The following is a 17,670-nucleotide window of genomic DNA, read 5'->3' as shown; positions in this document are numbered from 1 at the left end:
CGATACGCGAATCGTGCGCTGCGTTCCAATAACGTTTCATGTCATGGTCACCCATTCGCATGAGGTCCCCATCCGCCTGTTCCAGGCCCGTCCGGAGCTCGCGGCAGAACTGCTTGTCAAGACCCTCGGCGCCGCGTTCCCCGCGTACGCCAGCGCAGTCGCCGAATCGGAGGCGCTCACCAACAACGACCCGCTCGAGCTCAACTGCGACAACGCGGCGGTGTTCCGCAACGAGGCAGGGGTGCCGGTCTTCGCCGTCATCATCGAAGTCCAACGCGGCCAGGACAACCGGAAGCACTACAGCTGGCCGATGTACCTCACGATCCTCCGTGCCCGTCTCAAGTGCCCGGTGCGGCTGCTCGCGATATGCACTGACGCGGCGACCGCGGACTGGGCGCGGCGGGCGATCGAAGTCGGACCGCCCGGTTTCACCCTGCTCCCCGATGTCATCAACCCGGAGGACCTCCTGGAGATCGATGAGGACCGCTCCAGAGAGGCGGTGGAGATCCTGATTCTCAAGGCGGCCTGCGGAGGACCGCAGGCCGAACAGATAGCCCACAGGCTCGGTCGGAGGCTCATCGAGCTGTCCGAGTCGGACCGCCAGCAGTATGCTGGATGGGCGCTGCAACTTCTCTCAACCGAAGCGTGCGACGTCTTGGAGGACTACATGAGCATGACGTACCAGGAGTACCTTGAGAGCCCGGCCGGCAGGTTGGAGCTCAGGGGCGAGGCGCGCGGTGAAGCACGGGGCGAAGCGCGCGGCGAGGCGAGGGGCATGGCGAAAGCCGTCCTCGAGATGTTCGAACTTCGCGGCGTCGAGGTGTCCGAGCCCGTTCGGGAGCGGGTTCTGGCCTGTACTGATGCGGAGCAGGCGGAGCGTTGGTTCACCAGCGCCTTCAGTGCTGCCCGCGCGGAGGACATCTTCGACTGAGTACGCGCTGCTACTTCGATGGGGCTGACCGCTTCTGCGGTCGGCCCCGTTGCGTTCACCGCTGCTCGTAGGCTTTTCGGAGTTTGACGGGGGCCTTGATCAGCCAGGCGTCTTCGATGAGGTCGGTGAGGCGGGGTTCGTCGATGCGGTCGAGGTGGATGAGGATCATGGCGTAGCCGTCGTAGTGGGGCGTGGTGTAGAAGGCGGGGTCGGCGGAGGCGAGGAGGGCGGCTTTCTCGCTGGGGTCGCAGACGAGGGCGAGGCCGCCTTCGGCCTCGGTGCGGAGGCGGGCGAAGAAGCGGCCCTTGACTTTGAGGGAGGGGGTCTGCCAGCTGGTCGTCTCCTCGACTTCGGGGAGGCGTTTCGCGATGGCCACTACGTCGTCCCAGGTCGGCATCAGGACCCCTCTCGTCACCACCATGGTCGCGCACGGGTGTGACAGGGAGGGCGGATCAGGGGTTGATCCAGTTGCCGATCGAGATGAGGCTGGCGGCGGAGGCGCCGAGGACGGCGGTGGCGACGACGGCGGCGGCGAGGAGGCGCAGGGGCGTCTGGGTCCAGTCGGGGATGACCTGGTGGCGCATGGCGGGCAGAGAGCCTGTGCCGGGTTCGGGCTGGGGCGCTTGCTCGGCGGGCGGGATCTCCTCGGGCTGGGGGCGCCGGAAGTTGGACGTGTCGAGGAGCTGCGTGTCGCCGTTGACGCCGTTGTCGACGCGGACGTGGTCGACCTGGACGGAGACGGGGCCGACCGAGCCGCGGACGCCGTCGCCGACGCGGGCGAACTGGGCGGTGTCGTCCGGGCGGTGGCCGGTCAGGCTCGGGCGGGAGTGCTCGCCGGTGAGGCCGGAGGCCGAGCTCTCGCGGCCGATCCGGGGGACCGACCAGTTGCTGAAGCCCGTCTCGGGGCGCGGGGCGGACTGCTCGCGGGGTTGGGAGGGACCGTACGAGGAGAAGCCTTGGCCGGCGTCGTAAGACGACGACGGTTCGGAGAAGCGGCTCTCGGGTTCCTCCGCGGGCGCGGGAGTCTCCCAGCTGTAGCGGTAGCGCGAACGCGATTCCTGGCGCGGCGGCGGGTCGGCGACCGTGTCGACCTGGATCGTGCGCTGCTCGTCGGTGCGGCCGTCGCCGACCCGGGGGAGTTCCCCCGTGGTCGGGTGCGACGGGTCGCCGTATCGAGGCCCCCACTGGTCGCTCACAGCCGCATTCCTACTCTTCGACGGCGTTCAGGATGTTGTCGCGGTGGTTCTCGAGATTCTCGATCTCGGACTGCTGGTTGCTGATCGTGCGCCGCGCGGCGGTCTCGACCAGTTCGTTGTCGGTGCGCTCGAGCGCGGCCCGGGCCATGTCGACGCCGCCGACGTGGTGGGCGATCATGAGGTCCGCGAACATGACGTCGGCTTCGGCCCCGGTGAGGGACTTGAACTCCTCCATCTGCTCGTCGGTGGCCATGCCCGGCATGAGCCCGCCGGTCTCGGCGCTGTCGTGGGCGTGCTCCTCGCCCGCCCACGCCATCGGCTCGCCGCTGGAGAGCTCGACGCCCCAGTCGCGCAGCCACGTCCGGTACATGCCGATCTCGGTGGACTGCGTGGTCGCGATGTCGTACGCGATCGTCCGCATCGCCGTGTCGGAGCCGTTCGCCCACTCGTACATGGCCATCTCGACGGCCTGCTGGTGGTGCGTCTGCATGTCGCGCGCGAACCCGGCCTCGACGGAGTCGTTGCCGGGGGCGGAGGTGCCCGCCACCCAGCCGACCGCGAGTCCCGCGGTCAGCATGAGGACCGCGGTGATCGCGATCAGCAGTGCGGGCCTCCGCCACAAGCGGCTCATTCGTGTTCCTCTCCTGGCGGGCGCTCCCCGAATAAGAGCGCCCGTGTCCTACTTACCTAACGAGCGTCTCCCCCAAAGGTTCGCGTCCGTCAGCCCGTCGGCATCTGCTGGTCGGCCGTGGTCGTGGTCAGACCGTTGGCGCACTGGGCGCCCGGCTCGGCCGCGTTGTCGGCGTTCTGGATGTAGAAGTCCATGAACTCGTCGATCTTCGGGTCGTTGATGTCGTCCGTCTTGTACTGGACGCCCCAGGCCTGCACCGACACCGCCACGCCCATCTCCGGGTACGGGCTCATGAGGGAGAAGTCGCGGCCCTCGACCTTCTTGGCGAGCACCTCGATGCCGTCGCCGTCGACCAGCGCCGGGTCGTAGGTCAGCCACACCGCGCCGTGCTCGAGGGAGTGGACGGCGTTGCCGTCCATGATCGGCGCGTCGTACACCGAGCCGGTGCACGTCTGCCACTGGCTGAGGTGGTTGCCGCCCGCGGGCGGGGTGATCTCGTACTCGGGGACCGCCATGGGGTCCTCGCCGTCGATGTGGGTCTGCTGGACGACCCACGGGTTCTCGAGGTCCTCCTCCTTGACGTCGCCGTCCTGCAGCGCCTCGGTGACCTCGGAGTAGTTCTTGTACTCGCCGTAGAAGTCGGTGACCCCTTCCGGCGGCTGGCTGCGATCCCAGACGACGAACACCGCGGCCCCGATGAGGCCGAGGGCGACGACGCCGACGCCGGTGAAGGTCCAGATCAGGCCCCACGGCTTCGGCTGCTTGACCTGCACGGCGCGGCCACGGCGGGCGTTCGCGGGGGCCGAGGACTTGCTCAGGCCGCCCTTGGTGTCGCCCTTGCCAGCGTCTTTCTTAGCGGCCGGGCCTTTTTCAACGACTGCGCCTTTGCTCGTGCTCTTGCCGGAGCCCTTGCTGGCGGTCTGCTTCTTCGATGCCATATCGCGGGGAGAGCCTTATTCGTCGAGTTCGGGATGAGCCGGAGCGGACTGGTATGAAGTCCACTCGCGTACGCCACCTTACCCGGTCGGCACGGGGCACTCCCTTAGAGCGCGCCCCGAACCGACTTCCGGCGACCCGCCTAGGGCGCGGTCGTCGTCACACCGCCCGAGCAGGTCGCGTTCGGCTCCGGGTTGAACCGCTCGTTCAGGACGTACACGTCCAGGTACTCGCTGATCTTCGGATCCGACGGGTCCTCGGTCTGGTACCGGTTGCCCCACGACTGGAGCGACACCGCCACGCCCTGGCCCGGGTACGGGCTCATCAGGGAGTAGTCGCGGGCGCTGATCAGCAGTGCCAGCGCCTCGACGTCCGCCGGCTCGACGAGGTCGGGGTCGTAGGTGAGCCACACCGCGCCGTGCTCCATCGAGTGGACCGCGTTCCCGTCGACAATCGGCCCGTCGTACACCGAGCCGTTGCACGTCTGCCACACCGAGAGGTGGTTCCCGCCCGCCGGGGGCTTGAGGTCGTACACCGGGTTCTGCCCGTCCCAGGTGTTCAGGGTGTCCAGGTGCTCCTGCTGCGCCACGAACGGGAACTCCAGCTCCTCGGCCGTGGTCTTCCCGTCCTGGATCGCCGTCATCACGCCGACGTAGTCGCCGTACTCCCCATAGAAGCTCTCCACCCCTTCGAGTTCGCCCGGCCCGGCCGTGGTCGTCTGCTCGGCCGCAGCGGAGCCGTCGCCCGCGTCCCCGCCCTCGTCGGGGGTGCATCCGGCCAGCGCGCCGAGCGCGAGGGCGGCGGCGAGGGCGGTCCAGCGGTAGTGAGGCGGGCGCATGTTCGAGGCCTTCCGTCGTGGTTGCACAGAAGCAACCTACCCGTGCAGGCCACAAGGGGGTTTATCACTCGCGGGCGCGGAAGGGCGGCGTCTACGATTACCGGGTGACTCCTGAGACGCTCGCAGAGAAAGTGCTGTCCGCTACGCGCACCGCGTTCGAGGCCCTGGGCCTGGACGCCGCCGTACTGCCCGCCCAGACGGCGGTGGAGCGACCCAGGGACCCCAAGCACGGCGACTACGCCTCCAACATCGCGCTGCAGACCGCCAAGAAGGCCGGCACGAACCCGCGGGCACTCGCCGAGAAGATCGCCGAGAACCTGACCGCGACCGACGGCATCGCCAAGGTCGACATCGCCGGACCCGGCTTCCTCAACATCACCCTCGACGCCGCTGCGGCGGGCGGGATCGCCGGGAAGATCGTCACCGCCGGCGACTCCTACGGCACCAACAACACCCTGGACGGCGTCTTCGCCAACCTCGAGTTCGTGTCCGCCAACCCGACCGGCCCGATCCACGCCGGCGGCACCCGGTGGGCCGCCGTGGGCGACTCGCTCGCCCGGGTCATGCGCGCCTCCGGCGCGAAGCTCACCGCCGAGTATTACGTCAACGACGCCGGCGCGCAGGTCGAGCATTTCGCCGGCTCGCTCCTGGCCCGCGCCAAAGGCGAACCGACCCCCGAGAACGGCTACGTCGGCGCCTACATCGACGACATCGCGGCCGATGTCCTCAAGCGGCGTCCCGACGCGCTCAGCGCCGAGAACCCGCTCGACGTCTTCCGGACCGTCGGTCTCGAGCTGATGCTCGAGGAGATCAAGGGCACTCTGGCCGACTTCGGCACCCACTTCGACGTGTTCTTCAGCGAGAAGGACCTGCACGACCGGGGCGAACTCGAGAAGGCCGTCGAGCGGCTGACCGAGCTCGGACACGTCTTCGAGGCCGAGGGCGCACTGTGGCTGCGCACCACCGACTTCGGCGACGACAAGGACCGGGTCCTCAAGAACTCCAAGGGCGGCTGGACCTACTTCGCCGCCGACTGCGCCTACTACCTCGACAAGCGCGAGCGCGGCTTCGAGAAGCTCGTGCTCATGCTCGGCGCCGACCACCACGGGTACGTCGGCCGGATGCAGGCCATCAGCCAGGCGTTCGGCGACGAGCCGGGAACCCTCGAAATCCTGATCGGCCAGTTCGTGAACCTGCTCAAGAACGGCGAGCCGATCCGGCTCTCCAAGCGGGCCGGGAACATGATCACCCTCAACGACGTGGTCGAGGCCGTCGGCGTCGACGCCGCCCGGTACGCGCTCACCCGCTACTCCGCCGACTCGATGATCGACCTCGACATCGACCTGTGGACCAAGCACGGCAACGAGAACCCCGTCTACTACGTCCAGTACGCGCACGCCCGGACCTCCGGCGTGCTCCGCAACGCCGCCGAGCGCGGCGTCGACAAGGGCGAGGACTACGACGCCTCGCTCCTGAGCCACCCGCGCGAATCCGACCTGCTCAAGGCCCTCGCCGAGTTCCCGGCCGTGGTCGCCACCGCCGCCGAGCTGCGCGAGCCCCACAGGGTCGCCCGGTACGCCGAAGAGCTCGCCGCCGCCTACCACCGGTTCCAGCACGACTGCCGCGTCCTGCCGTTCCCCGACGAGGCGACCACCCCGGTCAACCAGGCCCGCCTCTGGGTCGTCGACGCCACCCGCGTCGTCCTCGCCAACGCGCTCGGCCTGCTCGGCGTCTCGGCTCCGGAGCGGATGTAATGCGGACCCACGAAGCCGGCGCACTGCACGGCGACTTCGACTACTCCGCGCTGCGCCCCGGCTGGCTCGGCGTGCCCGACGACGTCAACACGCTCCTGCCGCAGCTGTGGGCGTCGAACGTCGAACGCGCCGAGGACGGCGTCCTGCACATCGGCGGCCTCTCCGTCGAGAAGCTCGCCGCCGAGTTCGGCACGCCCGCGTACGTCTTCGACGAAGACGACTTCCGCGCCCGCTGCCGCGCCTGGATCGAGGCGTTCGAAGGCGCCGACGTCTTCTACGCCTCCAAGGCCTTCTGCTCCAAGGCCGTGCTCCGCGCCGCCGCCGAAGAAGGCCTCTTCGTCGACGTCTGCACCGCTGGGGAACTCGCCGTCGCGCTGGCAGCCGGGCTCGAACCGGCCAAGCTCGGCCTCCACGGCAACAACAAGTCGCTCGCCGAACTGCGCCAGGCGGTCGAACTCGGGGTCGGGCGCATCGTCGCCGACTCCTTCACCGAGATCGAGCGCCTCGAAGCGATCGCCGCCGAACTCGGCACGCGTGCCAACGTCATGGTCCGTGTCAACGTCGGCGTCGAAGCCCACACGCACGAGTTCATCGCCACCGCCCACGAGGACCAGAAGTTCGGCTTCTCACTCGCCGGGGGCGCCGCCTACGAGGCCGCCAGCCGCGTCATCAACGCCGCGCACCTCGACCTCCTCGGCCTGCACTCGCACATCGGCTCCCAGATCTTCGACACCGCCGCGTTCGAGATCTCCGCCGCCCGCGTCGCCCGCCTCCACGCGAAGCTCCAGAGCGACTTCGGCGTCAGCATCCCCGAGATGGACCTCGGCGGCGGCTTCGGCATGGCCTACACCAGCCAGGACGACCCGCAGCCGCCCGCCGACATCGCCGCGTCCTTGCGCAAGATCGTCGACGAGGAGTGCGCCGCCGCCGGCATCGACGTCCCGCGCCTCTCCATCGAGCCCGGACGCAGCCTCATCGGCCCCACCATGTTCACGCTCTACGAGGTCGGCACCGTCAAGCCCGTCACCCTCGCCGGGGACGCCGCCCGCCTCTACGTCTCCGTCGACGGCGGCATCAGCGACAACATCCGCACCGCCCTCTACGACGCGACCTACTCGGCGACGCTCGCCTCCCGCTCGTCCGACGCCACGCCCGCACTCGCCCGAGTAGTGGGAAAGCATTGCGAAGCCGGCGACATTGTTGTTAAAGATGAATTCCTCCCGGCCGACGTCGCGCCGGGCGACCTGATCGCGGTCCCTGGAACCGGCGCCTACTGCCGCTCCATGGGCTCGAACTACAACCACGTGCCCCGCCCCCCGGTCGTCGCCGTCCGGAACGGGGAGGCGCGTGTGATCCTGGCGCGTGAAACCGTCGACGACCTGCTGCGGCTCGACGTCGGCTAGACACGCCCAAACCAAGAGGAAGAGGGACACCAGCGATGAAACTCGCGCTACTCGGATGCGGCAACGTCGGCAGTGAAGTCGTGCGCCTCATGCGAACGCGCGGGGAGGAGCTGGCGTCCCGAGTAGGGGAGCCGGTCGAGATCGTCGGCATCGCCGTCCGCCGCCTCGACCGCGACCGCTCGCACCTGCCGGTCGAGAAGGACCTCTTCACCACCGACGCGCTCGGCCTCGTCAAACGCCCCGACGTGGACATCGTCGTCGAGGTCGCCGGCGGCATCGAGCCCGCCCGCACCTGGATCACCACCGCGCTGGCCGAGGGCAAGTCGGTCGTGACCGCGAACAAGGCGCTGCTCGCCGAGGACGGCCCGGCCCTGTCGGCCGCCGCGAAGGCGGGCGGCGCGGACCTGTACTACGAGGCCGCCGCCGCTGCCGCGATCCCGCTGATGCGCCCGCTGCGCGAGTCGCTGCACGGCGACACGATCAACCGCGTGCTCGGCATCGTCAACGGCACCACGAACTACATCCTCAGTCAGATGACGCAGACCGGCGCCGCGTTCGAGGAGGCCCTGGGCGAGGCCACCGAGCTCGGGTACGCCGAGGCCGACCCGACCGCCGACGTCGACAACTACGACGCCGCCGCGAAGGCCGCGCTCATCGCCTCGCTCGCGTTCCACACCCACATCGACCTGGGCGACGTCTACCGCGAGGGCATCCGGGACGTCTCCGCCGCCGACATCGCGTCCGCCGCCGCCCAGGGCCGGGTCGTCAAGCCCCTCTGCATCGCCACCCGGGAGGCCGACGGCGTGTCCGTGCGCGTCCACCCGGCGATGATCCCGGCGACGCACCCGCTCGCGAACGTCAACGGCGCGTACAACGCCGTGTTCGTCGAGGCCGAGTCCGCCGGCCGCCTCATGTTCTACGGTGCGGGAGCGGGCGGCACCGAGACCGCCTCTGCCGTGCTCGGCGATATCGTGGCCGTGGCGCGCAACAAGCGGGGCGGGATGACCGCGTTCCCGCCCGAGGCCGCCTACCAGGACCTCCCGGTGAAACCCATCGGCGAGGCCCGCACCCGGTACCACGTCAGCCTCGACGTGGTCGACGAGCCCGGCGTGCTCGCCCGCGTGGCGGCCACCTTCGCCCACCACGGCGTCAGCCTGGCCACCGTCCATCAATCCGGCCAGGGCGATGAGGCCCGGCTCGTGGTCGTCACCCACACGGCCGCCGACAAGCAGTTGTCGGACACCGTGGAGGAACTGTCGCAACTGACCTCGGTGCACCAAGTCGCCTCGGTCATGCGCGTCGAAGGAGAATAGGACCCGATGTCCGCATCGAGCATGCGCCCGGGGTGGCGCGGCCTCATCGAGGAATTCCGCGACCGGCTGCCGGTCACCGACGCCACCCCCGTCGTCACCCTGCAAGAAGGCGGCACCCCCCTGCTGCCCGCCCCGGTCCTCTCCGCGAAGACCGGTTGCGACGTCTTCCTCAAGGTCGAAGGCCTCAACCCGACCGGTTCGTTCAAGGACCGCGGCATGACGCTCGCCGTCTCGAAGGCCGTCGAGGACGGCGCGAAGGCCGTCATCTGCGCCTCGACCGGCAACACCTCCGCTTCGGCGGCCGCGTACGCCGCGCGCGCCGGGATCACCTGCGCCGTGCTCGTCCCGGCCGGGAAGATCGCCCTGGGCAAGCTCGCGCAGGCCCTCGTGCACGGCGCGAAGCTCATCCAGCTCGAGGGCAACTTCGACGACTGCCTCATGGTCGCCGACAAGCTCTCGCAGGACTACCCGGTGGCGCTCGTCAACTCGATCAACCCGGTGCGCCTCCAGGGCCAGAAGACCGCCGCGTTCGAGATCGTGCAGGTCCTCGGCGACGCCCCGGACCTCCACGTGCTGCCGGTCGGCAACGCCGGGAACATCAGCGCCTACTGGATGGGCTACACCGAGGACGCCGAGGAAGGCAACGCCACCAAGCGCCCCCGCATGCTCGGCGTGCAGGCCGCCGGGGCCGCGCCGATCGTCGAGGGCCACGTCGTGGAGCACCCGCAGACCATCGCCACCGCGATCCGCATCGGCAACCCCGCGTCCTGGACCAAGGCCCTGGACGCCGAGAAGGAGTCGGGCGGCAAGATCATCGCCGTCACCGACCGCGAGATCCACGCCGCCTACATGCTGCTCGCCCGCAATGAGGGCGTCTTCGTGGAACTCGGCTCGGCCGCTTCGGTGGCGGGCCTGCTCAAGCAGGCCGAGGCCGGTTGGGTCGAGAAGGGACAGACGATCGTCTGCACCGTGACCGGCAACGGGCTCAAGGACCCCGACTGGGCCGTCTCCACCGCGCCGCAGCCGCAGACCGTCCCGGTCGACGTGGCCAAGACCGCCACCGCGCTGGGACTGTAGTTGGAGGCCTTCGCAACCGGCCCGCGCGCCACCGTGCGCGTCCCGGCCACCTCAGCCAACCTCGGCCCCGGCTTCGACTCGCTGGGCCTCGCGCTCGACCTCTGCGACGTGGTCTCGGCCGAGGCCACCAGTGGCACTGCCGTCGCCGTCGAAGTCCAGGGCGAAGGCGAGGGCACCGTGCCCCTCGACGAACGCCACCTCGTCGCCGCCACGATGCTGCGCACCTTCAAGCACCTCGGCCTCTCGGCTCCCGGCCTGAAGATCAAGTGCCGCAACCGGATCCCGCACGCCCGCGGGCTCGGTTCCTCCTCGGCGGCGATCGTCGCGGGCATCATGCTCGCCGACGCGCTCGCCGGCGCCGGCATGACCCGCACGCAGAAGCTGGTCCTCGCCAGCGAGATCGAGGGCCATCCGGACAACGTGGCCCCGTGTCTCCTCGGCGGCTTCACCATCGCCTACACCACTGAGGACGGTGCGAAGGCGATCACCCTCGACCCGTCGCCGCGCGTCCACCCGTGGGCGTTCGTGCCGCAGTCCAAGGGCCTGACCTCGGTCGCCCGCGCCGCGCTGCCCGAGAAGGTCCCGCACGCCGACGCGGTCTTCAACCTCTCCCGGTCCGCGCTGCTCGCCGCCGCGATCACCCACCACCCCTCCCGGCTGTTCGAGGCCACGGACGACCGGCTCCACCAGTCGTACCGGGCCAAGGGAATGCCGGAGAGCACGCATCTGCTGAGGGCATTGCGCTCCGCCGGCATCGCCGCGGCGATCTCGGGCGCGGGTCCGACCGTGCTCGCGCTGACCGTGGACGACGCGCGCGTCCCCGAAGTCCCCGCGGGCTTCGAGGCGATGCGCCTGGACGTCGCCGACGGGGCCGTACAGGTCGCGACCTCCCCGAACGAGTGATCCTCGGGTCCGTTGTTGGGAATGGCGAGAGTGCGCTACCATTCCAGTTAGACGACCACCCGGTGTCGTGACTGCTCGAAGCCTTGCTTATGCTTGTAGTCACAACAGCTGCGGCGCATCCAGCGCACGCCTGATCTCTTGTTTGGGTCATCACCCTCAACCATGGATTTGTGACTTTGCATAGCTCCAGCGTGGCATGGCACGGTTTCGACCAAGGAACAGTCGCTGTCCGCTTGTGGCGCCGGGCCTCCGCCCGGATCGGATCGCAAAGGCGAGGATCGCAATCAGCGGAGATCGCAATCACGTGTCTCACACCGTGCACGATCATTCGACGCAAGCCGTCCAGTCGCAGGCCCAGAGGCTGTTCACCACGATCAGGACCGTCTGCTCAGCGGACAGCCCAGGGGTGTTGCACCCAGTGTCAACCGTCGTCTTCCAACCGCCGAGGCCGCAGCATGGCCGAAAGCGGCCGAAGCGATGGCGAGACGCAGACCAGAACATCGGCATTGCGGCTATTTGAAAGACGCGGAAACTCCTCGAATCCAGTTCGAAGTTCCGCCAGGGAAGGAATCCATTGAGCGACACCACCGGCACGACGTCGGACCGGATGAGCGATGCGGCTTCGGCTTCGGAAGAGCTTCCGGAGACCAAGAAGCGCCGTCGGGCAGGAACCGGTCTGGCCTCTATGCTGATGCCCGAGCTCCAGCAGATGGCGCAATCGCTCGGCATCACCGGCGTTGGCCGGATGCGCAAGAGCGAGCTGATCGCCGCCATCCAGGAACGGCAGGATGCGGGCTCGCAGCCCGGCGGTGCCAGCGCGGAAAAGGAGGCCCCGCCAGTGCCTGACTCTGACCAAACGCCCATCGCCGAGGCCCCGTCGACCACTGTCGACGCCGCGCCCGCCGGCGGCGGCTCCGAGAGTGCAGAGGCCAAGGGCGGCACCGCCGCCCGCCGGGCGACCCGCCCGGCCGGCCCGCCGCAGCCGCGCCGCCGCGAAGAGCGTCAGACCGAAGCCGTCGAGTCCGAAGCCCAGTCGTCCAACGTCGCCGTGATCGAGTCCGAAGAGGACCGCCCGCAGCGCCGCCGCCGCTCCCGCGAGAACGGGCGCGACAACCGCGAAGCCGGCCGTGACGGCGGCCGCGAGAACGGTCGCCGCGAAGACCGCCAGGAGCGCACTGAGCGCGCCGACCAGTCCGAGGCCCGCACCGAGACCCGCGAGCGCCGCGAAGACGACGGCTACGACGACCGCGGCCCCCGTGACGGCGACGGCGACAGCCGCCGCCGCAAGCGCCGCGACCGCTCCGACCGCCGCCAGCGCGGCGGGCGCGACGAGGCCGAGCAGCGCGACCGCCAGCCGCAGCAGAACGACGAGCAGCTCGTCCCCGTCGCGGGCATCCTCGACATCCTCGACAACTACGCGTTCATCCGCACCACCGGCTACCTCGCCGGCCCGGACGACGTGTACGTCTCGATGTCGCAGGTCCGCAAGTACCGCCTGCGCCGCGGCGACGCCATCACCGGCGCCGTCAAGCCCAGCCGCGGCGGCAGCGAGGAGTCGAACGGCCAGGGCGGCAAGCAGCAGCAGCGCCGCGAGAAGTACAACCCGCTGGTGCGCCTCGACACCGTCAACGGGATGAGCCCCGACGACGCGAAGAAGCGCGACGAGTTCTACAAGCTCACGCCGCTGTACCCGCAGGAGCGCCTGCGCCTGGAGACCGAGCCGAACGCGATCACCACCCGTGTCATCGACCTGGTGGCCCCGATCGGCAAGGGCCAGCGCGCGCTCATCGTCTCCCCGCCCAAGGCCGGCAAGACGATGGTGCTGCAGGCGATCGCCAACGCGATCACCACGAACAACCCCGAGTGCCACCTCATGGTGGTCCTCGCGGACGAGCGGCCCGAAGAGGTCACCGACATGCAGCGTTCGGTGAAGGGCGAGGTCATCGCCTCGACCTTCGACCGCCCGCCGTCGGACCACACCACGGTCGCCGAGCTCGCGATCGAGCGCGCCAAGCGCCTGGTCGAGCTCGGCCACGACGTGGTCGTGCTGCTCGACTCGATCACCCGCCTGGGCCGCGCGTACAACAACTCGTCGCCCGCGTCGGGTCGCATCCTGTCCGGTGGCATCGACTCCACCGCGCTCTACCCGCCGAAGCGCTTCCTGGGCGCGGCGCGGAACATCGAGCACGGCGGGTCGCTGACCATCATCGGCACAGCGCTGGTCGAGACCGGTTCCATGGGCGACACGGTGATCTTCGAGGAGTTCAAGGGCACGGGCAACGCCGAGCTCAAGCTCGACCGCAAGATCGCCGAGAAGCGCACGTGGCCCGCGATCGACGTCCACCAGTCGAGCACCCGCAAGGACGAGCTCATGATGAGCCCCGAGGAGCAGGCGGTCATGCTGAAGCTCCGCCGGGTCCTGTCCTCGCTGGACCCGCAGCAGGCGATCGACCTGCTGATCGACCGGTTGAAGAAGACGCAGACGAACGCCGAGTTCCTGATGCAGATCGTCAAGAACACGCCCGGCGAGTAAGTGTGCAGGACGTGAGGCCGCTCTGGTTGAGAGCGGCCTCACGCCTTACTATGGAGAGCTGGTGCGCAGGTCGCGCACCCTGACCAATGAGCCCTTCGGGGCCTTACCGGTTCCGGTTCACGGCCGCTGCGGCGGCCGACCCGGCGGCCGAATGAAAGGGAAGTCATGAAAGACGGGATCCACCCTCAGTACGTCGTCACCGAGGTGACCTGCTCCTGCGGGAACGCGTTCACCACCCGGTCGACGGTCGCCAGTGGCAAGATCCAGGCTGCGACCTGCAACAAGTGCCACCCGTTCTACACCGGCAAGCAGCGCATCCTCGACACCGGCGGTCGCGTGGCCAAGTTCAAGGCCCGCTACGCCAAGACCCAGGAGAAGGCTGCTCAGGCCGCTAAGTAGCTTTGCCGCGCAGCGCTCGTGTCCTTTGACGCGGGCGCTGCGTTTTTTCGTACTTGAATGTTCACTGGCACTGCTCTCTTTAAGGAACCGCAATGACGACCGCTGCCGACAACCGCCTGGAATCGCTCCTCGCCGAATTCCGAGACCTGGAAGTCCAGATGGGCGACCCCGCCCTGCACGCCGACCAGGCCCAGGCGCGGCGGGTCGGGCGCCGCTATGCCGAGCTCTCGCCGATCGCGAAGACCGCCGAGGACATCGCGACCGCGAAGGAGGACCTCGAGACCGCCGAGGAGCTGGCGAAGGAGGACTCCGACTTCGCGGACGAGGCCGAGAGCATCCGCAAGCGCATCCCCGAGCTCGAGTCGAAGCTCGCCGAGCTGCTGGTCCCGCGCGACCCCGACGACGCCAAGGACGTGATCATCGAGATCAAGGCGGGCGCGGGCGGCGAGGAGTCCGGCCTGTTCGCCGGCGACCTCATGCGCATGTACCTGCGGTACTTCGAGCGCCTGGGCTGGGCCGTCGAGACCCTGGAGATGGTGCCCACCGACCTCGGCGGCATCAAGGACTCCTCGATCGCCGTGCGCACCAAGGGCACGCCCGAGGGCGGCAACGGCGTGTGGTCGCGCATGAAGTTCGAGGGCGGCGTGCACCGCGTGCAGCGCGTGCCCGTGACCGAGTCGCAGGGCCGCGTGCACACCTCCGCCGCCGCGGTCGTGGTCATGCCCGAGGCCGAAGAGGTCGACTTCGAGCTGAACATGAACGACGTGCGGGTCGACGTCTACCGCTCCTCCGGCCCCGGCGGCCAGTCGGTCAACACCACCGACTCCGCGGTGCGCCTCACGCACGTGCCCACGGGCGTGGTCGTGACCAGCCAGAACGAGAAGAGCCAGCTGCAGAACAAGGAAGCCGCGATCAAGGTGCTCCGCGCCCGGCTCCTCGCCAAGCAGCAGGAGGAGGCCGCCGCCGCGGCCGGCGCCGCCCGCCTCTCGCAGGTGCGCACCGCGGACCGCTCCGAGCGCATCCGCACCTACAACTTCCCGCAGAACCGGCTCACCGACCACCGCGTCGGCTTCACCGCCTACAACCTCGACCAGGTCATGGACGGCGCGCTCGACGAGGTCCTGGACGCCCTCGCCGCCGCCGACCGGGCCGAGCGCATGGCCCGCGGCTCCGAATGACGACTTGGCCGAAGGCCATCGCCGCGGCGGCGAAGCGGCTCGAAGCGGCCGGCGTCCATTCCCCGCGGAACGACGCCGAGCTGCTGGCCGCCCATGTCTCCGGGCTCAAGCGGGCGCAGCTGCTCATCGCCGACGCGCCCACCGACCTGCAGCTCGCGGCGTTCGAAGCGCTCGTGGCGCGCCGCACCACCCGCGAGCCGCTGCAGCACCTGACCGGTTCGGCCGCGTTCCGCTACGGCGAACTCGCGGTCGGGCCGGGCGTGTTCGTGCCCCGGCCCGAGACCGAACTGCTCGTGGACTGGGCGCTCGCGCACCTTCCCAAGGGCGGCATCGTGATCGACGCCTGCTCCGGTTCCGGTGCGGTCGCGCACGCGATCGCGACCGAGCGGCCCGACGCGACCGTGTGGGCCGTCGAGATCGACCCCGACGCCTTCGAATGGCTCGAATCGAACCTCGACGGCACCGGCGCGACCCCGGTCCTGGCCGATGCGACCGCCGCCGGGACGCTCGCCGAACTCGACGGGACCGTGGACCTCGTCACCGCGAACCCGCCGTACGTCCCGTTCGAGATCGAGGTCGCGCCCGAGGTCGACTTCGACCCGTCCGGCGCGGTCTACGCCGACGAAGCGGGCCTGGCCGTGATCCAGCCGCTGACCGTGCGCGCCGCGAGCTGGCTCAAGCCCGGGGGCTGGTTCGGCTTCGAGCACGACGACACGCACGGGAAGGCCGCGCCGGCGATCCTGAGTGTCAGCGGGTTCACCGAGACCGAGGACCACGACGACCTGGCGGGCCGCCCGAGGTTCGCGACGGGAAGGCTAGGCTTGTCGCCGTGAGGCTGTTCAATTGCAGGAAGATCAAGGACCGCGCGACCGGGTTGAAGTCCGCGGCCAGGGCCGTGACCGGCGGCCGGCTCGTCGTCATCCCCACCGACACCGTCTACGGCATCGGCTGCGACGCGTTCAATCCCACGGCGGTCAAGGCGCTGCTCGCCGCCAAGGGCCGCGGGCGCGACATGGCGCCGCCGGTCCTCATCGGCTCGAAGCGGGCGCTCGACGGGATCGCCTCCGACATCCCGGACTCCGCCAAGGAGCTCATCGAGGCGTTCTGGCCCGGCCCGCTGACCATCGTCGTGCCCTACACCCCGTCCCTGACCTGGGACCTCGGTGACACGGACGGCACGGTCGCGGTGCGCATGCCGCTGCACCCGCTCGCGCTCGAACTGCTCAAGGAGACCGGCCCGATGGCCGTGTCCTCGGCGAACAAGACCGGCCAGCCGCCGGCCGAGACCGCCGCCGACGCGAAGGCGCAGCTCGGCTCCGACGTCTCCGTGTACCTGGAGGCCGGCCCGAGCGAGGACAACGAGCCCTCGACGATCATCGACTGCGTGGCCCACCCGCCGCAGATCCTGCGCCTGGGCGCGCTGAGCCTCGAGCAGATCCGCAAGATCGTGCCCGAGACCCTCGACCGCGACGGCTACGGCCCCGGCCAGGGACCCGAGGACGACGAGCCCGAAGCGGACGAGGTCGAGCCGGCCGAAGCCGCCGACGAGCCCGCCGAAGCGAAGGCCGACCAAGAGTGACTTCGCCCTTCACCGTGCTGCACGTGTGCACCGGCAACATCTGCCGGTCGCCCATGTCCGAGCGCATCCTCGCCGGGCTCACCGGCGAGGACGTGTACAACCACGGCGCGGGCATCTCGGCCTACCACGAGGGCGAGAACATGCAGAACAACGCGATGACCGAACTCGAGTCGCGCGGCTTCGACCCCGACGGCCACCGCGCGAGGCACCTCCTGCGCGAGCACGTCGAGGCCTCTGACCTCATCCTGGTCGCCACGACCGGGCACCTCGACTACATCGCCGAGCGGTTCCCCGAGGCTTCCGGCAAGACCTTCCTCGTACGCTCGTTCGGCCCGATGGCCGCCGACCTCGCCGAGACCCTGCCCGACGGCGACACCGCCGTGCGCGGCAAGGCGCTCGTCGACGCGGCCGACGCCCGGCGCGGCGACTACGAGGAGCTCGACCTCGCCGACCCGTGGGGGATGCGCCAAGAGGTCTACGCGCAGATCGCCGACCAGCTCGAGGCGGCGCTCAAGCCCGTCGCTGCCGCGTTGGAAGCGCGCTGATGGGCAAGGTCAAAGGCTTCTTGAAGCCGTGCCTCCTCGCCGCGGCGATCGCGGCGGTCATCGCCGCCGTCGTCGGCGGGATCACAGCCGGAGGCACTGGCGCGTGGGCCGCTCCGGCAGGAGTAGCCTTGGCCGCCTTGGGATTCGCGGGTTCTGCGGCAGCGGTCGCACTGGCCGAGACCTTTGACCTGCGTCTCACTCTGCCTATGGCATTGATCACTTATTCGGTCAAACTAGCACTGGTCCTGACGATCCTCTCGATCGTCAGAACGGCCGTGCCCGACGCCCTGCTGCCCTTCGCCTACGGAGTGATCGGCGGCGCCGTCGCCTGGCTCGCCACCCAGGTCGTCTGGGCCTACAAGGCGAAAATCCCTTATATCGAGCTCGATTCGCGATCTTGACGAATTCTTGACGCCTCCACGCGACACGCGGTGTTTCTTGGAGGTTGACAACT

General features: G+C 69.5%; 18 protein-coding genes. 13 read left to right on the top strand and 5 right to left on the bottom strand.

All coding sequences use genetic code 11. The annotated features are described in order from the left end of the window. Positions 1-43: 43 nt before the first annotated feature. Positions 44-931: a hypothetical protein gene (locus J5V16_RS06855; RefSeq protein ID WP_208495335.1), complete on the top strand. Its 888-nt coding sequence runs from the start codon at positions 44-46 to the stop codon at positions 929-931. 55 nt (positions 932-986) lie between these two features. Here the strand turns inward: J5V16_RS06855 and J5V16_RS06850 are convergent, their stop codons facing one another. The 5 genes from J5V16_RS06850 to J5V16_RS06830 all read right to left on the bottom strand — a co-directional run bounded on the left by J5V16_RS06850 (position 987) and on the right by J5V16_RS06830 (position 4,532). After that, positions 987-1,328, bottom strand: a complete 342-nt coding sequence (locus J5V16_RS06850) for an MmcQ/YjbR family DNA-binding protein (RefSeq protein WP_208495334.1) — start codon at positions 1,326-1,328, stop codon at positions 987-989. A gap of 55 nt (positions 1,329-1,383) precedes the next feature. Continuing rightward, positions 1,384-2,127, bottom strand: a complete 744-nt coding sequence (locus tag J5V16_RS06845; RefSeq protein ID WP_208495333.1) for a hypothetical protein — start codon at positions 2,125-2,127, stop codon at positions 1,384-1,386. Positions 2,128-2,137: 10 nt separating this feature from the next. Beyond that, complete coding sequence (locus tag J5V16_RS06840; protein WP_208495332.1) at positions 2,138-2,758, bottom strand: DUF305 domain-containing protein; 621 nt, start codon at positions 2,756-2,758, stop codon at positions 2,138-2,140. Positions 2,759-2,847: 89 nt separating this feature from the next. Beyond that, positions 2,848-3,696: a DUF3105 domain-containing protein gene (locus tag J5V16_RS06835; protein WP_208495331.1), complete on the bottom strand. Its 849-nt coding sequence runs from the start codon at positions 3,694-3,696 to the stop codon at positions 2,848-2,850. A 140-nt stretch (positions 3,697-3,836) separates the two neighbouring features. Continuing rightward, positions 3,837-4,532 carry a DUF3105 domain-containing protein gene (locus tag J5V16_RS06830; protein ID WP_208495330.1) on the bottom strand — a complete coding sequence of 232 codons (696 nt, stop codon included), beginning with the start codon at positions 4,530-4,532 and terminating at the stop codon, positions 3,837-3,839. A gap of 104 nt (positions 4,533-4,636) precedes the next feature. Between J5V16_RS06830 and argS the strand changes: the two genes are divergently transcribed. The 12 genes from argS to J5V16_RS06765 all read left to right on the top strand — a co-directional run bounded on the left by argS (position 4,637) and on the right by J5V16_RS06765 (position 17,617). Then, positions 4,637-6,286 carry an arginine--tRNA ligase gene (gene argS / locus J5V16_RS06825; protein WP_208495329.1) on the top strand — a complete coding sequence of 550 codons (1,650 nt, stop codon included), beginning with the start codon at positions 4,637-4,639 and terminating at the stop codon, positions 6,284-6,286. Beyond that, a complete protein-coding gene (lysA, locus tag J5V16_RS06820) occupies positions 6,286-7,689 on the top strand; it encodes a diaminopimelate decarboxylase (protein WP_208495328.1) in 1,404 nt (467 codons plus the stop codon). The genes argS and lysA overlap by 1 nt, the downstream gene beginning before the upstream one ends. A gap of 35 nt (positions 7,690-7,724) precedes the next feature. After that, complete coding sequence (locus tag J5V16_RS06815; RefSeq protein ID WP_208495327.1) at positions 7,725-9,002, top strand: homoserine dehydrogenase; 1,278 nt, start codon at positions 7,725-7,727, stop codon at positions 9,000-9,002. A 21-nt stretch (positions 9,003-9,023) separates the two neighbouring features. Continuing rightward, the gene (gene thrC / locus J5V16_RS06810) at positions 9,024-10,079 is read left to right on the top strand and encodes a threonine synthase (protein WP_208495648.1); all 1,056 of its coding nucleotides are present in this window, start codon (positions 9,024-9,026) and stop codon (positions 10,077-10,079) included. Beyond that, positions 10,080-10,982 carry a homoserine kinase gene (gene thrB / locus J5V16_RS06805; protein ID WP_208495326.1) on the top strand — a complete coding sequence of 301 codons (903 nt, stop codon included), beginning with the start codon at positions 10,080-10,082 and terminating at the stop codon, positions 10,980-10,982. Between the two features lie 607 nt (positions 10,983-11,589). Next, on the top strand, positions 11,590-13,515 hold the full coding sequence (gene rho / locus J5V16_RS06795) for a transcription termination factor Rho (protein ID WP_408612391.1): 1,926 nt from the start codon (positions 11,590-11,592) through the stop codon (positions 13,513-13,515). Between the two features lie 165 nt (positions 13,516-13,680). Further along, entirely contained in the window at positions 13,681-13,914 is a 234-nt protein-coding gene (gene rpmE, locus J5V16_RS06790) for a 50S ribosomal protein L31 (RefSeq protein ID WP_208495325.1), read from the top strand. Positions 13,915-14,006: 92 nt separating this feature from the next. Further along, positions 14,007-15,092 (top strand): peptide chain release factor 1, encoded by a 1,086-nt coding sequence (gene prfA, locus J5V16_RS06785; RefSeq protein WP_208495324.1) that lies wholly within the window; start codon positions 14,007-14,009, stop codon positions 15,090-15,092. Beyond that, on the top strand, positions 15,089-15,925 hold the full coding sequence (prmC, locus tag J5V16_RS06780; protein WP_208495323.1) for a peptide chain release factor N(5)-glutamine methyltransferase: 837 nt from the start codon (positions 15,089-15,091) through the stop codon (positions 15,923-15,925). The genes prfA and prmC overlap by 4 nt, the downstream gene beginning before the upstream one ends. Further along, a complete protein-coding gene (locus tag J5V16_RS06775) occupies positions 15,922-16,671 on the top strand; it encodes an L-threonylcarbamoyladenylate synthase (RefSeq protein ID WP_208495322.1) in 750 nt (249 codons plus the stop codon). The genes prmC and J5V16_RS06775 overlap by 4 nt, the downstream gene beginning before the upstream one ends. Further along, positions 16,668-17,216, top strand: coding sequence for an arsenate reductase/protein-tyrosine-phosphatase family protein (locus tag J5V16_RS06770; RefSeq protein ID WP_307792891.1), 549 nt, complete (start codon positions 16,668-16,670; stop codon positions 17,214-17,216). The genes J5V16_RS06775 and J5V16_RS06770 overlap by 4 nt, the downstream gene beginning before the upstream one ends. Further along, complete coding sequence (locus J5V16_RS06765; RefSeq protein WP_208495321.1) at positions 17,216-17,617, top strand: hypothetical protein; 402 nt, start codon at positions 17,216-17,218, stop codon at positions 17,615-17,617. Before J5V16_RS06770 ends, J5V16_RS06765 begins: the two co-directional genes overlap by 1 nt. Positions 17,618-17,670 lie beyond the last annotated feature (53 nt).

Origin of the sequence: Glycomyces niveus, assembly GCF_017592475.1 — a bacterium.
In the GTDB taxonomy this organism is placed as follows: domain Bacteria; phylum Actinomycetota; class Actinomycetes; order Mycobacteriales; family Micromonosporaceae; genus Glycomyces; species Glycomyces niveus.
The sequence above is the reverse complement of the archived record's forward strand: the minus strand, read 5'-3'. Positions and strand labels throughout refer to the sequence as shown.